This is a genomic window from Roseateles sp. UC29_93, assembly GCF_042695725.1.
Lineage (GTDB): Bacteria > Pseudomonadota > Gammaproteobacteria > Burkholderiales > Burkholderiaceae_C > Roseateles > Roseateles noduli_A.
Genome location: NZ_CP170545.1, coordinates 1,807,242 through 1,821,400, shown reverse-complemented (window position 1 = coordinate 1,821,400; position 14,159 = coordinate 1,807,242). Strand labels below are relative to the sequence as shown.

The following is a 14,159-nucleotide window of genomic DNA, read 5'->3' as shown; positions in this document are numbered from 1 at the left end:
GGTTCAGCCGATCAGAAGATCGCCTTGAACTGGACGCCGTAGGTGCGCGGGTCGTTGATGAAGCCGGTGTTGTTGTTGAAGTCGATCGCGCCGGTGACGCGGATCTGGTCCGTGATGTTGCGGACGAAGCCAGCGACTTCGTACTTGCCGTTGCTCCAGATGTAGCCCACGCGCAGGCCGCCTTCGGTCAGCGACTTGCCGGTGAACTCCTTGGCCTCGTACAGGAAGAAGTTGACCTTCGAGCGGTAGGCCCAGTCGGTGTAGATGTAGAACTCGTTGCCGGCCGCGGTCGGGATCGAGTAACGCGCGGTCAGGTTGGCGACCCACTTCGGCGCGTTCGGCAGCGGATTGCCGTCGATGCTGTAGTTGGTCGTCGAGCCCGCCACCAGCGGATCCGTCATCGTGCAACCGCCGCCGCAAGCCGGCAGCGACAGCGTGTTGTCGCGGATCTTGGTGTTGTTCAGGCTGCCGCCCAGGGTGATCAGCAGTTGATCGACCGGCAGCACTTCCAGGTTCAGTTCGACGCCGTTGCCTTCGGCCTTCTTGGCGTTCAGCAGACGGTTGGCGTTGTTCTGGCCGCCGACGGCGGTCAGCTGCAGGTCCTTCACGGTGTAGGTGAAGGCGCTGGCCGACAGACGCGCGCGGCGATCCCAGAAGTCCGACTTGACGCCCACTTCATAGGAGGTGACGTTCTCCGGCGTCGCTTGCGACTGGCCGGCGAAGCGCGACGCGCCCTGGACGGACGAGGCGCGGAAGCCGGTGGCCACGCGCGCATACAGGTTGGTGTCCTTCGTGACCTTGTAGGTGCCCGACACGTCCCAGTTCCACTTGGAGTCGCCGGTGTTGGCGGTGACACCGGTGGAGGTGTTCAGGTCGGTGTAGTCGCTGCTGACCTTGACGTCCTTCTTGTCGTGCGTGAAGCGCAGGCCGCCGCGCAGCTGGAAGTCCTGCGTGACCGCGTAGTTCACCGAGCCGAAGGCCGCCCACGCGGTGTTCTTCTGGTACGTGTCGACATAACCGGCGGCCAGGCCGGTCGCGGTCGTGTAGTCGGTGCTGCGCGCGGTGTAGCGCTCGTCGAAGAAGTACAGACCGCCTTGCCAACGCAGCGGGCCGGCCGCGGCGGACTCGACGCGGAACTCCTGCGTGATCTGGCGATGGCCGCTCATCGAGCTCGACGACTCGGCCGGGAAGGTCGCCTGACCTTCCTGCGTGTACGGCTTGGGGCCGAAGTACACAAAGCCGCCATCCACGTCGCCGCGGCTGAAGGGGCGCACCGACTCGTAGCCGGTGATCGAGTACAGGTTGATCGCGCCCAGGCCCCAGCGCAGACGGGCGCTGCCGCCGGTGGCGTGCAGGGTCTGCTCGTTGACGCCGTCGGTGTAGGACTTCTCGGGATCGAAGCCGTCGACCAGATCGTTGGTGCCGGTCTTGATGATCGAGGAACGGAACACGCGCGCGCTGCCCTTCAGGTCGCGGCCGTGGAAGTTGAACAGCGCGCTGAAATCCTTGTGCGGCTGGTACAGCGCCTGCAGACGCAGGGCGCGGTCGTCGTAACCCTCGAGCTCGCCGGTCTTGCCGGTGGGCACCTGGTTCTTGACCCAGTCGTCACGGTGCTGGATCTGCGCCGAGATGCGGGCGGCCCAGTCGCCGGTCAGCGGCACGTTGGCGGCGCCTTCCAGGTTCATCGTGCCGTAGGTGCCGTAGGAGACGTTCAGGTAGCCCTCCTGGCGCTGCGACGGCTTGACCGAATCGAACTTCACGACGCCGGCCGGCGTGTTGCGACCGTAGAGCGTGCCCTGCGGGCCGGCGACCACTTCGACGGCGGCCAGGTCGAAGGCCGGGAAGCCCTTCAGGATCGGGTTCTCCTGGACCACGTCGTCATACACCAGAGAGACCGGCTGCGACGCGTTCAGGCGGAAATCGGTGTTGCCGTAGCCGCGGATGTAGAAGCGCGGGAAGGCGCGGCCGAACGACGATTCGATGTTCAGGCTGGGCACGCGGCCCGACAGGAAGCGCACGTCCTGGCCGGCGGAATTCAGCACGTCCAGCTTCTCGCCGGAGATCTTCGTGACCGCGTTCGGCACTTCCTTGATGTTCTCGACCCGACGCTCCGCGGTGATGGTCACCGTCTCGAGCTGACCCTTCTCCTTGGTTGCGGCATCGGTCTGGGCGTCCTGCGCCAGTGCGGGCCAGGCGAGCAGGGCCAGCGACACGGCCGCGGCGGCCTCGCGCAGCGCCGGGACGGCGGCGCGCTGGGTGGCGAATCGATTCATGGATGGACTCCGGGGGAAGGATGGAAAACCGGGAGGCCGACCGGGACACCGACGGGTAAACCGGGTTCACAGACGGCAAAAATGTGGGCGCCGGTTGGCGCGGTGGACGCGAATCTAGCAAGTTCGTCATAAAGACGTCACCCTCCGCACCACGGCGGTGCGCTTTCTGTTGCCCAAACACTGCACCTGATCGCGTGTCGCCCGAATGAGCGTGGACGGCGCATGAAGCGGGCGCTACGTGGTGCAGCGTGATCCCTCGACGGCGGGCCGCATTCCCCCCGCTGCTGCCAACTTCGGAACGAGGCTTTGCGATACTGCCGCCCTCTTCCAGGGTCACCCGTCCACCGCCCATGCGCTTCATCACCCTCAACCTCAACGGCATCCGCTCGGCCGCCACCAAGGGCGTCTTCGACTGGCTGCCGCCGCAGCAGGCCGACGTGGTCGGCGTCCAGGAACTCAAGGCGCAAGCCGACGTCGTCGAATCGCAGTTCGCGGGTTACGACACCCTGAGCGGCCACTTCCACTACGCGCAGAAGAAGGGCTACTCCGGCGTCGGCCTCTACACGAAGGAGACACCCAGCGACGTGATCGTCGGCTTCGGCAGCAGCGAGTTCGACAACGAAGGCCGGTGGATCGAGAAGCGCTTCGACAAGCCGGGACGCAAGCTCAGCCTCATCAGCTGCTACTTCCCCAGCGGCTCCAGCGGCGAGGAGCGCCAGGCCGCGAAGTTCCGCTTCCTGGCGGAGATGTACCCCTACCTGATGGCCCTGCGCGCGGAGCGCGAGTTCATCCTCGTGGCCGACGTCAACATCGCCCACAAGGAGATCGACCTCCGGAACTGGAAGAGCAACCAGAAGAACAGCGGCTTCCTGCCCGAGGAACGCGACTGGATGACGCGCCTGCTCGAGAAGGACGTTGGTCTGGTGGACGTCTTCCGTCTCCTCAACGACAAGCCCGATCAATACACCTGGTGGAGCAACCGCGGCCAGGCCTGGGCGAAGAACGTGGGCTGGCGCCTGGACTACCACCTGGCTACCCCCGGCATGGCCCACCTGGCCACGCGCGAAGCGATCTACCTCGAGCAGCGCTTCAGCGACCATGCGCCGTTGACGATCGATTACGACTTCAAGTTCTGAGTCTTTTGAAGACGTTCTCTGACTGCGCCAGCCAGCGCTGCCGGTGCCCCTCGCCGCTCAATCGCCTCCTCACGCTCGGCATTCGCTCTGAGGGGCACCGGCAGCGCCGGCTTCGGGTCGAGGGGCGCCATCGCCTAGACGCGTTCAGTCGACCTTCGCGCCCGATGCCTTCACCACCTTCGCCCACTTGGTCGTCTCGCGAGCGATGAGCGCGGCGAACTCCGCGCTCGTGCCACCGCCGGGGACCGCGCCCTGCGCGGCCATGCGCTCCTTGATCACGGGCGTGGACAGGGCCTTGGCGACCTCGCGCTGCACGCGCGCGACCTGATCGGCCGGCTGAGAGATCGGCGCCAGCAATCCGAACCATGACGAGGCCTCGAAGGCCTTCAGCTCCGGCACGCCGCTCTCGGCGATCGTCGGCAGGTCAGGCAGCGCCTCGCTGCGCTTCGCGCTGGTCACCGCGATCGCCTTCAGCTTGCCGGACTTGATGTGCGGCAGCGCCGAGGGCAGGTTGTCGAACATCAGGTCCATGTTACCGCCCATCAGGTCCAGGAGCGCCGGCCCCGAGCCGCGGTACGGGAAGTGGATCATGTAGGTGCCGGTCAGGCTCTTGAAGACTTCTCCCGCCAGATGGATGGAGGTGCCGTTGCCGCTGGAGCACATGTTCAGCTTGCCGGGTTGGCCTTGGCCACACGGGCCAGGTCGGCCACGCCGTCGATGCCGTACTTCTGCGCGTTCGCCGGATTCATGACCAGCACGTTGGGCACGGCCGCGACCAGCGTGATGGGCGCGAAGTCCTTGACCGGATCGAAAGGCATCTTCGGATACAGCGACTGGTTGATCGCATGCGTGCCCACGGTGCCCATCAGCAGCGAGTGCCCATCGGTCGCATGGGCCACGTCGGCGGAGCCGGTGTCGCCCCCCGCGCCCGGCTTGTTCTCCACGACGACCGGCTGGCCGAGCGCCTTCTGCAGCTCGGGCGCCATCGCGCGGGCGAGGAGGTCGGTGGTGCCCGCCGGCGGGAACGGCACGACGATGCGCAGCGGGCGCGAGGGCCAGGCCGCTTGCGCGCGGACGAGTTCCGGCAGCCAGACAGTGGACGACAGCGCGAGCAGCGCGCGGCGGTTCAGGCTCATGGGGCGTCTCCGATGTTGTGATCTTGGCCGCCCCAGTATGGGTGACTAGTCCGCGCCGGGCACCTCGGGCGACTCCGGACCCAGGATGGTCTGGAGCTGCACGCGCTCCGAGCTGCAGGCCGCGTCGAAGTCGGCCTCGATCTGGATCAGCGCCTGCGCGTCGCCGGCCTCGACGGTGACGATGCCGCGCGCGCGGTTGCGCCCTTGCGACTTGGCCGTGTACAGCGCCATGTCGGCCCAGTTGACGGCCTGCTCCCAGTGGAGCGCGAGCTGCGCCGGCGGCAGCGGGAAATGCGCGAAGCCGATCGAGCAGGTCACCCGCAGCGGCCCCGCCGCCCGTCTGCACCGGCGTCTCGCCGACGATGAACAGGACGCGCTCGGCCAGCAGCTGCAGCTGGTCCGGCGCGACGTTGCGCGCGAAGACCAGGAACTCCTCCCCGCCCCAGCGCACCACCAGGTCCTCCGCCCGCACCGCCTGCGCGATGCGCCGGGAAACCTCGATGATCACGGCGTCCCCGGCCGCATGGCCGTGGCGATCGTTGACGTGCTTGAAGTGATCGATGTCGATCATCAGCAGCGCGCCGGTGAACATGTCCTTCGCATGGCGGTCCATGACCGCGAGGAAGTGCCGGCGGTTGGCGAGGTCCGTCAGCGGATCGCGCTCGCTCGCCGCGCGCAGCAGACTCTGGTTGGCCTTGAGCTTGCGGTCGGCCTCGCGCACGCGCGCCAGCATCACGCCCATCAGGATCAGCGACAGCCCGAGCAGCGCCGCCAGCCCGACGCCGACATACTGCGCCAGCCGGCGGTTGCCGAGCTCGCGGTCCTTGAGCGTCTGCTCGCGGCGCAGCAGTTCCAGGTCGCGCTGCTTGGCCTCGCTGTCGTACTTCAGCCGCAGCTGCTGCAAGGAGGACTCGCGGTTGCGTCGCGCCGTGTCCGCGCTGAGCGCGCGTTCCTCGTGATAGAGCCGCAGCGCTTCCTTGGCCTGACCGACCTTGGCGTAAGCCTCGCCCAGTTCCCGCAGCTGCAGCGCGCGACGCACGGGATCGAAGTCGCCCTGCGCGAGCTCGAGGACCCGTGCGATCTCGCGCCGCGCCGCCTCGAACTGCCGCTGCTGAACCAGCGCCACCGACAGGTTGTGGCGCAGCGTGCGCTCGACCGTCTGGTCGTCTGAGGACTGCACCACGGGCAGCGCCAGTCGCGCGAGCTGCACGGCCTTGGCGGACTGGTTGGTATGGATGTAGGCGTCGAGCAGGTTGTTCTGCAGCAGCGCGACATCGCGCCGGCCGCCCGCCTGCTCGGCGAGCCGCAGCGCATCTTCCAGCGCGGCCAGCTGGGTCGTCCGGTCCCCGCGCCGGGACGCGACCATCGACTCGACCATCTTCGCGCGGCTCATCGCCGAGACGTCGCCCTGCGCGAGTTGCCACGCCTGCGCCATCCATTGCTGGGCCGCCGTGGACTCGTCCCTCACCTGGCTGTTGACCGCCAGCGATCCCATCATCGTGCCGGTCACGCTGTGGTCCTGGATCGCCTGGGCCAGCGCCAACGCGCGCCGCAACGAGGTCTCGGCGAAGGCGTACTCGCCGCGCGCGCCCTGGGCCCGGGCGATAAGCCGCAGGGCCTGGATCATCACGCGCGCATCGCAGCCAGGTGGAATCGTCGACGCCGACGCGGACGCACAGGCCGGCGCCAATTCATCCAGCGCCAGCTGGGCCATCTCGCCGGAGCGACCGGTCTGGCCCTGCCGATCCTGCAACTCGGCCAGCAGCATGCGCGACAGCGGCCGCGCCAGGCTTGGCTTCCAGTTCGCGGGCAATGCGGCGCACCTCCTCGGGACGCCCGGCCTGCACCGCGTTGCGACCCAGCGTGTACTCGATGTGGAGACGATGTGGCGCATGCGCCGGCTCCGCGAGCAGCGCGCGCAGTTGCTGGCCCGCCTTGCCCGGCTCGTTGTAGCCGAAGCGGTCCAGCTGCGCGAGTTGCGCATCCAGCGCGCGGTCGGGGATCTCCGCGCGCGACTGGGTCGCACCCAGGCCCAGCAGGACGGTCGTCAGGACGGCCATCCTGGCGGCCGTCCGGGCCGTCCCGGCCGTCATCAAGCAGGCGCGGAACCCTGTCCTCATGCGCGCGGCTCCTGCGTCGGCCCGAGCAGGCTGACCAGCTGCACCTGCCCCTGGTGCCAGGCGGACTCGATGCGCCCGGCCAGTGCCAGCAGCTGATCCCGATCGCGCGCCTGCATCGCCGCCACACCGTAGGCCTTGTTGCGGCCGTGCGCCTTGGCCATGTACATCACGGTGTCGACGAGATCGATGGCGCGCTCCCATTCCAGGGTCAGGTCTTGCGGCGCCATCGGGAAGCTCGCGAAGCCGATGGACGCGCTGATCGGGATGCGCAGCGCGCCGTGGTCGACGGGCTGGCCGCCCATCTGGTCCAGCAGGCGCTGGCCGAGCTGGCGCGCATCCTCGGTGGCCTCGGAATTCACCAGGATCAGGAACTCCTCGCCGCCCCAGCGCACGACCAGGTCCTGCTCGCGCAGCACGCCGCGCAAACGGCGCGCGACCTCGACCAGCACGGTGTCGCCCGCCGCATGGCCCCATTGGTCGTTGATGCGCTTGAAGTGGTCGATGTCGATCAGGAACAGGCTGCCGCGCAGCCCGCCCTCGCGGGTGCGCGACGCGATGGCCTGCTGGAAGTGACGCCGGTTCGCCAGTCCCGTCAAGGGATCGCGCTCGCTCTGCACGCGCAGCGATTCGTTGGTCTGCGCCAGCGCCGCGTTCGTGCGCCGGATGCGCCGATAGGCCAGCGCCAGCAGCGCGCCGGACAGCAGCACGCAGCCGCCGACCTCCGCCCACAGCTTCAGCTGCAGGTCCCGCGTGCGGATCTGCTCGGCCTTGAGGCTGTTGTCCTGGTTGAGCAGCCGGATCTCCCGCTGGCGCTGCTGGTCCTCGAAGCGCGCCTGCGCCTCGAGCACGGCCTTGCGGGTCTCGTCGCGCAGCACCTCGTCGAATTCCTTGCGCGATTGATGGAAGGCCGCGATCGCGCCGGGCAGGTCGTCGAACTTCTCCAGATAGATGCCAAGCTCGAGCCACGACTCGGCCGTGTAGCTGCCGGCCTCGCGCTGGGCATCCATCGTGATGGCCTGCAGCACGTCGCGCTTGCCCTCCTCCAGCTTGCGCAGGCCGATCTTGGCGATGCCCGAGTTGTGCCGTGCCAGGATCTCGGTCGAGATGTCGCCGCTCTCGTGCGCCAGTGCCAGGCTTTGCGTCGACATCTCCAGGGCCCGCGCGTAGTTGCCGCTGCGCAGTTCGTAGTCCGCCAGGTTGCCCAGCGCCAGCGCCTGAAGGCCTTGGGCCTGCGCCTCGCGGGCGTACTGCAGCGCCTGCTCGCGGGCCTGCTGGCTGAACTTCGGATCCTCGTCCTGCGAGTACACGATGCCCAGGATCGTGTGGACCGAGTACAGCAGCACCGGGTCGGGATCCTGCTGCGCGGCCTGCAACGCGTCGCGCGCGGTGCGCTTGGCATGGTCGATCTGCTGGCTGCGGTAGTAGTTGAAGGCGAGGGTCGCCTCGGTGGTCGCGGCGCGCCAGCGCGATTCCATCGCGCGTGCCTGATCCAGCGCCTTCAGTCCGCTCTCGACCGCCGCGTCGACCTCGCCGTAATCGCCCTGGATGTAGGCGCGCAACTCGGTCGCGCGCCACATCATGCGGCGGTCGGCGGTGGCGGCGTCGATGTCGGACAGCCCGCCCAGCAGCCGCACGCCCGCACCCAGTTCACCGTTCGCCTTGAGCCATTGCGCGCGCGCCAGCATCAGCGCCAGCGGAATCTGCCCCCGCGTCGGCGCGGCCTCGGGCCAGGCCTTGAGCTGCTCGAGCGCCGCCTCATGACCGCTGCGGTCGCGCAATTGCGCGAGCAGCGCCGCGCGCTGGCTCAGCGCTTCCAGGCGCTCGGCGCTGCCCACCGGGGCGCGCGCCTCGATGGCTTGCAGTTCCCGCACATGCTCGCGGGGATGGGCCTGACCGACGCGCTCCTGCTGTTCGAGCTCGGCCTGCAGCGCGCGATCCTGCATGGCCGGTCCGGCGGACCCGGCCGAGGCGGCGCTGCCGCGCGATCCGGCGCCGTCGCCGGGCCCGCAGCCGGACAGCAGCGCGAGGCTCACCGCCAGCGCCAGCGCCGTTGCACAGAGATCCGGAAGCGCCGGGAGCACCAGGCGGATGAAGGACGCCGAGCGGCGGGCGGGCGGACGCACGCGTCCATCGGCCACGCCCGCCGACGACCCTGCTGTCACCGCTGCTCGCAACACCCCAACCTTGCTCATCGTGCTGATGTCGAGTTGTATGTCTCGTTACTTGAGGTCCAACCCTGTTGAACAGGTGAAGCGTGCACGAGTTCGCGCTCGTGCATGCGGCGTTGGGGTCAGTCCGTGCGGCCGCGCCGGAGCAGCGCATGCAGCAGGATCGCGCCGAAGGTGGCAGTTCCGATGCCGCCCAGGGTAAACCCACCCAGCTTCAACGTGAAGTCGCCCGTGCCGATCACCAGCGTGATCGCGGCCACCATCAGGTTGCGCGGGTCGCGGAAGTCGACCTGGTGGTCCACCCAGATGCGGGCGCCCGCGATCGCGATCAGCCCGAACACGACGATGCTGACGCCGCCCATCACGGCCAGCGGGATGGCCTGGATCAGCGCGCCGAACTTCGGCGAGAAGCCCAGCGCCAGCGCCATCAATGCCGCGAAGACGAAAACCGCCGTCGAATAGATGCGGGTCGCGGCCATCACGCCGATGTTCTCGGCGTAGGTCGTGACGCCGGTGCCGCCGACAGCGCCGCTGGCGATCGTCGCGAGGCCGTCGCCGATGAACGCGCGACCGAGGAAGGGCGTCATGTCGCGGCCCGTCATCGCGCCGACCGCCTTCAGGTGGCCCAGGTTCTCCGCGACCAGGATCAGCGCGACCGGCGCGACCATCAGCATGGCGGCGCCATCGAAGACCGGGGCATGGAATTGCGGCAAGCCGATCCATGCCGCCGCCGCGATCTTGGACAGGTCGATCGGGGCGCCCAGGCCGAAGCCGTTGGTCAGCAGCGCGTAGATCAGGCTGGCCTGGATCAGGCCGGCAAGGATCAGCAGTCGTTGCAGCATGCCGCGCGCGAAGACCGCGACCACGGCGACGCTGACGAAGGTCGCCGCCTGCATCCAGGCGTCGAAAGGCGTCGGCGCCATGTTCTTGATCGGTACCGACGCGAGGTTCAGCCCGATCACTGCGACCACGGCGCCGGTCACGACCGGTGGCATCAACTTCTCGACCCAGCCGCTGCCGGTGGCCGACACCAGCAGGCCGATGGCGGTGTACAGCACACCGCAGGCGATGATGCCGCCCAGCGCGAGCGGCAGGTTGGGATTGGGACCGCTGCCGGCATAGCCGGTCGCGGCGATGACCACGCCGATGAACGCGAAGCTCGAGCCGAGGTAACTCGGCACGCGGCCGCCGGTTAGGAAGAAGAAGAGCAGCGTGCCCACGCCGCTCATCAGCACGGCGACGTTGGGATCGAAGCCCATCAACAGCGGCGCCAGCACGGTGGCGCCGAACATGGCGATCACATGTTGCAGGCCGAGCGCCGCAGTCTGCGGCCAGGACAGGCGTTCATCGGGAGCAATCGCCTTCTCGGGGCCGACGGTCACGGGCCGCCAGCGCATCAACCACGCCATGGACTTTCCTCAATGGGACAAGCCGTCGAGTGTAAGGAGCGCTCATGGCATCGCCACTCCGGCTTATCCCGTGACCGGGTGGTCGGCCGACGGCGGATCGGCGTCCCCGCGGCGCGGGATCAGAACAGCACCATGTCGCGATTGCGCCGCGGCAGCTGCCGCAGCAGGCGGCGCCAGGACGCCCAGGCACGCCACAGCGCGCCACCGGACAGCAGGCTCAGGATCAACAGGATGGTCATGATCGACTCCTTGAAGGTCATAAAGAGGCGTCGCGGCGCACGCCGCAAACGACTTCGCACGGTCGTGCGAAATTTGTGGAAACGATGCGGACGAGGCGGTTCATGGTCGGCAGCCTCAGACGGAGGAAACGGGGGAAACGGGGGTGGGCGGATCGCCCGCGACCAGCGCCGGCGCCATCAGGCGGCGGTAGCTGGTCCAGGCCCGATCGACGGCGTCCGGCGTGCGCAGGAAACGCACCTCGCGGACCAGCGCGGTGAACAGGCCGTCGAGCTCGAAGATCAACTGATCCAGGTCGGCATCGGCGCGCAGCTGGCCGGCGTCCTGCGCTTGCAGCAGCGTGCGTCGCAGCGTCCCGCGCCAGCGTCGCACGCCGTCCAGCAGGTGATCGCGCATCACGTCGTCGCGGTCGTCGTATTCGAAGGCGCCGGCGACGTACAGGCAGTTGCCATGCGGTCCGTCGACGCGGTTCAGCCAGGCACGCACCATGGCGTCCATCCGCGGCAGGCCACGCGGCTCACGCAGCGCCGGCAGGATGACCTCCTGCTGGAAGATCTTCTCGAACGCATCTAGCACCGCGGCCTGCAAGGCCTCGCGCGAGCCGATGCGAGAGAACACGCCACTCTTGGACAGGTTCAGCCGCTTGGCCACCTCGCCGATCGACAGGCTGTCCAGACCGTCCAGGCGCGCCATCTCCAGCGCGACATCGACGATGGCGCTCTGCGTCAGTTCGCTGCGGGCGGTCTCGGCTTCCATGAAGCGCAATTCTAGCACGGTCGTGCGAAGTTCGCTGCTCACCACGATGGCGGGGACAGCGGACGGGTTATTCGTCCGCGTGGTCGCCAGGATGGCCAGGGGCCTCGTCGCTCGCCCCGCCGCCGCTGGCGTCGGCGTCCGCGTCGACCGCCGGCGGGCGACCGCGACGTGGCGTGGGCGAGAGCGCAGGCTTGATGCCGCGGCGCTTCAGGGCCTCGCGCAGCAGCAGCTCGATCTGCGCGTTGGACGAACGCAGCTCGACCGCGGCCAGCCGCTCGATCTCCTCCCACAACGCGGGATCGAGGCGCAGCGGAAACTGCTTCTTGCCGGGACTGCCCATCGCTGCGTCGCTCCGTCGTCAGCGCCCGGGACGGCGGTGGGGGGTGCGCGGTCTCTGACGATCGCCGGGCATCGCCGACGGCAGCGATGATGACGACGACATCGATGGGCGCTCGGGCAGGCGGAAAGTGCGCAGCACCACGACCACCCAGGCCGCCATGGCCACGGCCCACAGCACCCCACCCGCGATAGGCGCCTCGGGGGGCAGTGGCCAATGCATCACCGACGCCAGCACCGCGACGGTCGATCCCACCTGCGCCAGGACGATCAGCAGCCCCAGCGGCCACATCAGACGGCCCAGCGCGGCGAGCGTCGATGCGCGACGCGCCGGCGCCATCCAGTAGTCCTTGTTCGGCATGTTCAGCGCACCGGTGAAGTGCCGGGCGATGAAGGTCACGCCCCAGGTGCACATCGCGGGCACGAAGACTCCCATGCCAAGCGAGATCGCCAGATAAGCGTCCCGGCTCCAGGCCTTGCCCCCGTGGGCAGGATCCACCACGACGGCCGGCAACGAATCGGCGGACAACAGGATGAACGAGAGGTGCGCGCCCCAGCACGCGAGGAACAAGGCCCGCCAGGGGCTCCAGCCGCCCCCCCTTCGACGGCATGACCGTCTCCGCGGAGGTCCCGGTCGATGGCGTGCGTGATGCGCGTGATGTCCGCGGTGTCGTGGCCATGCCTGCTCCTTGCCGCGCTCAGTTGTAGAGCGTGCCCGCGTTGATGATCGGCTGCGTGTCCTTGTCGGAGCACAGCACCACCAGCAGGTTGGACACCATCGCGGCCTTGCGCTCATCGTCGAGCTGCACGATCTCGCGCTCGCTCAGGCCCTTGAGCGCTTCCTCGACCATGCTGACCGCGCCGTGCACGATCTTCTTGCGGGCGCTGATGATGGCCTCGGCCTGCTGGCGGCGCAGCATCACCTGCGCGATCTCCGGCGCATAGGCCAGGTGGGTCAGCATGGCCGTCTCGACGCTGACGCCGGCGGGCTGGAGACGCGCCTGCAGCTCGTCGATCATCGCGGCCATCACTTCGTCTGCACCGGCGCGCAGCGTGATCTCCTGACTGTCGATGTCATCGCCCTCGTCGTAGGCGAACTGCGAGGCGACATGCCGGATCGCGGCCTCCGCCTGGATGCTGACGTACTGCTCGAAGTCGTCGACCTCGAACACCGCGCGCGCCGTGTCCTGGACCCGCCAGACCACGGCCGCGCCGATCTCGACCGGATTGCCGCGCTTGTCGTTGACCTTCAGCGTCGGCGCGTCCAGGTTGCGCGCGCGCAGCGAGAGACGGCGCTTCGCCATGAACAGCGGGATCGTCCAGCGCAGGCCGGACACGCGGTCGGTGCCGACATAGCGGCCAAAGAGCGTCAGCAGGCGCGCCTCGTTGGGTTGCTGGATGTACAGGCCCGACAGCAGGATCAGACCCGCCAGGATCAGCGTCAACTGCGTCAGGTCGATCGCATCGTGGCGAAACGCGATGACGCGCCAGACGGCGAAGGCCAGCAGCCCCAGGCCGATCAGCAGCGCGGCGTAGCCGTTGGCCGTCCCGGCGCGGCGCTCCATCGTCGCCGGCGCCGCGGCGCGCAACGGGGGGGTTTTCGGGACTGCGGTCGTGCTCATCACCAACTCCTCCAAAAAGGTGATATCACTTTAAGCCCCGGACGCACGGTTGCGCAAGTCCTGGCACCGAAAAAGCAGAAAGCGCCCACGAGGGGCGCTTACTGAGGACTCCGGCTGGACGCCCTCTCCCTCACCGCGGGAGAGGGCGGGGGTGAGGGGCAGCCGCCGGGGCAGTACGTCGATCAGACCGTTCAGGCGCCCTTGCGCGCCAGCGGCAGCAGGTAGTTGGCGACAGCGATGCAACGCTGGCCGAGCTCTTCCTCGCTGACGCGCAGGCCGAATCCGGCCATCGCCGGCGAGGTCAGGAAACGCCCGCCGATCGCCACGCTGGGCACGCCATCGATGTTGTACTGGTTCTGCAGCTTCTCGGCCTGCTGGCACTTGGACTGCACGGTGAAGGACTTGAAGGTTTCCTTGAACTTGGCCGGATCCACGCCCAGCGGCGCCAGGAACTTGGCCATCTCCTCCACGTCGAGCAGGCTCTGGTTGCCGCGATGGATGGCGTTGAAGATGGCCGGACGGACCTGCGCTTCCTTGCCCATCGCTTCCAGCGTGAAGAACAGCTGCTGGTGGATCTTCACGTTGGCGCGGAAGGCCACGTGGATCTTGCGGTACACCACGTCCGCTGGCAACTGCTTGGCCCAGGCCTCGATCGTCGGCTCGAAGACGTAGCAGTGCGGGCAGCCGTACCAGAAGAACTCGATCACCTCGACCTTGCCCGGCACCGAGCCGGCCACCGGCGTGGCCAGGCGCTGGTACTGGCGACCTTCGACCGGGCCGCCCTGCGCCTGCGCCGGCGCGCCGGCCAGGAGCGCACCACCGCCCGCGGCGGTCGACAGGGCCGTGAGGGCGTTGAATTCGCGACGCTTCATCTTCGATTCCTTGTTGGTTCCGCTTCGACCGGCGCCGCAGCGGCCGGCCATCCTAGAAAGTCAAACTTAGAGCGGCATTAACGTTGTACGGAGG

11 protein-coding genes and 2 pseudogenes are annotated in these 14,159 nt (G+C 68.4%); 1 reads left to right on the top strand and 12 read right to left on the bottom strand.

What is annotated here, in order from left to right; all coding sequences use genetic code 11:
* Positions 1 to 11 precede the first annotated feature (11 nt).
* Positions 12 to 2,273 carry a TonB-dependent receptor gene (locus ACFJIX_RS08540; RefSeq protein ID WP_377159142.1) on the bottom strand — a complete coding sequence of 754 codons (2,262 nt, stop codon included), beginning with the start codon at positions 2,271 to 2,273 and terminating at the stop codon, positions 12 to 14.
* 350 nt (positions 2,274 to 2,623) lie between these two features.
* Here ACFJIX_RS08540 and ACFJIX_RS08535 point away from each other — a divergent pair, with 350 nt between their 5' ends.
* Entirely contained in the window at positions 2,624 to 3,409 is a 786-nt protein-coding gene (locus ACFJIX_RS08535) for an exodeoxyribonuclease III (RefSeq protein WP_377159141.1), read from the top strand.
* Between the two features lie 144 nt (positions 3,410 to 3,553).
* On the opposite strand, the pseudogene ACFJIX_RS08530 reads toward ACFJIX_RS08535, so the two are convergent.
* From ACFJIX_RS08530 to ACFJIX_RS08480, 11 genes and pseudogenes are all read right to left on the bottom strand, one after another.
* A pseudogene (locus tag ACFJIX_RS08530) lies at positions 3,554 to 4,545 on the bottom strand (Bug family tripartite tricarboxylate transporter substrate binding protein).
* Between the two features lie 45 nt (positions 4,546 to 4,590).
* Entirely contained in the window at positions 4,591 to 4,776 is a 186-nt protein-coding gene (locus ACFJIX_RS08525) for a hypothetical protein (RefSeq protein ID WP_377159140.1), read from the bottom strand.
* Positions 4,777 to 4,972: 196 nt separating this feature from the next.
* Positions 4,973 to 5,158: pseudogene (locus ACFJIX_RS08520) on the bottom strand (GGDEF domain-containing protein); the annotation flags it as partial.
* Between the two features lie 1,078 nt (positions 5,159 to 6,236).
* Positions 6,237 to 6,605, bottom strand: a complete 369-nt coding sequence (locus ACFJIX_RS08515; RefSeq protein ID WP_377159139.1) for a hypothetical protein — start codon at positions 6,603 to 6,605, stop codon at positions 6,237 to 6,239.
* 56 nt (positions 6,606 to 6,661) lie between these two features.
* Complete coding sequence (locus ACFJIX_RS08510; protein ID WP_377159138.1) at positions 6,662 to 8,857, bottom strand: diguanylate cyclase domain-containing protein; 2,196 nt, start codon at positions 8,855 to 8,857, stop codon at positions 6,662 to 6,664.
* Positions 8,858 to 8,955: 98 nt separating this feature from the next.
* On the bottom strand, positions 8,956 to 10,242 hold the full coding sequence (locus tag ACFJIX_RS08505) for a solute carrier family 23 protein (protein WP_377159137.1): 1,287 nt from the start codon (positions 10,240 to 10,242) through the stop codon (positions 8,956 to 8,958).
* Positions 10,243 to 10,596: 354 nt separating this feature from the next.
* A complete protein-coding gene (locus ACFJIX_RS08500; protein ID WP_377159136.1) occupies positions 10,597 to 11,235 on the bottom strand; it encodes a TetR/AcrR family transcriptional regulator in 639 nt (212 codons plus the stop codon).
* A gap of 67 nt (positions 11,236 to 11,302) precedes the next feature.
* On the bottom strand, positions 11,303 to 11,575 hold the full coding sequence (locus ACFJIX_RS08495; RefSeq protein ID WP_377159135.1) for a hypothetical protein: 273 nt from the start codon (positions 11,573 to 11,575) through the stop codon (positions 11,303 to 11,305).
* Between the two features lie 18 nt (positions 11,576 to 11,593).
* Entirely contained in the window at positions 11,594 to 12,100 is a 507-nt protein-coding gene (locus ACFJIX_RS08490; protein WP_377159134.1) for a hypothetical protein, read from the bottom strand.
* A gap of 169 nt (positions 12,101 to 12,269) precedes the next feature.
* Complete coding sequence (locus tag ACFJIX_RS08485; protein ID WP_377159133.1) at positions 12,270 to 13,193, bottom strand: SPFH domain-containing protein; 924 nt, start codon at positions 13,191 to 13,193, stop codon at positions 12,270 to 12,272.
* A 191-nt stretch (positions 13,194 to 13,384) separates the two neighbouring features.
* Entirely contained in the window at positions 13,385 to 14,065 is a 681-nt protein-coding gene (locus ACFJIX_RS08480; RefSeq protein ID WP_377159132.1) for a thiol:disulfide interchange protein DsbA/DsbL, read from the bottom strand.
* Positions 14,066 to 14,159 lie beyond the last annotated feature (94 nt).

Coding starts and splice junctions, on each gene's coding strand:
- ACFJIX_RS08540 (WP_377159142.1), bottom strand. CDS start 2,273: ATGAATCGATTCGCCACCCAGCGCGCCGCCGTCCCGGCGCTGCGCGAG.
- ACFJIX_RS08535 (WP_377159141.1), top strand. CDS start 2,624: ATGCGCTTCATCACCCTCAACCTCAACGGCATCCGCTCGGCCGCCACC.
- ACFJIX_RS08525 (WP_377159140.1), bottom strand. CDS start 4,776: ATGGCGCTGTACACGGCCAAGTCGCAAGGGCGCAACCGCGCGCGCGGC.
- ACFJIX_RS08515 (WP_377159139.1), bottom strand. CDS start 6,605: ATGGCCGTCCTGACGACCGTCCTGCTGGGCCTGGGTGCGACCCAGTCG.
- ACFJIX_RS08510 (WP_377159138.1), bottom strand. CDS start 8,857: ATGAGCAAGGTTGGGGTGTTGCGAGCAGCGGTGACAGCAGGGTCGTCG.
- ACFJIX_RS08505 (WP_377159137.1), bottom strand. CDS start 10,242: ATGGCGTGGTTGATGCGCTGGCGGCCCGTGACCGTCGGCCCCGAGAAG.
- ACFJIX_RS08500 (WP_377159136.1), bottom strand. CDS start 11,235: ATGGAAGCCGAGACCGCCCGCAGCGAACTGACGCAGAGCGCCATCGTC.
- ACFJIX_RS08495 (WP_377159135.1), bottom strand. CDS start 11,575: ATGGGCAGTCCCGGCAAGAAGCAGTTTCCGCTGCGCCTCGATCCCGCG.
- ACFJIX_RS08485 (WP_377159133.1), bottom strand. CDS start 13,193: ATGAGCACGACCGCAGTCCCGAAAACCCCCCCGTTGCGCGCCGCGGCG.
- ACFJIX_RS08480 (WP_377159132.1), bottom strand. CDS start 14,065: ATGAAGCGTCGCGAATTCAACGCCCTCACGGCCCTGTCGACCGCCGCG.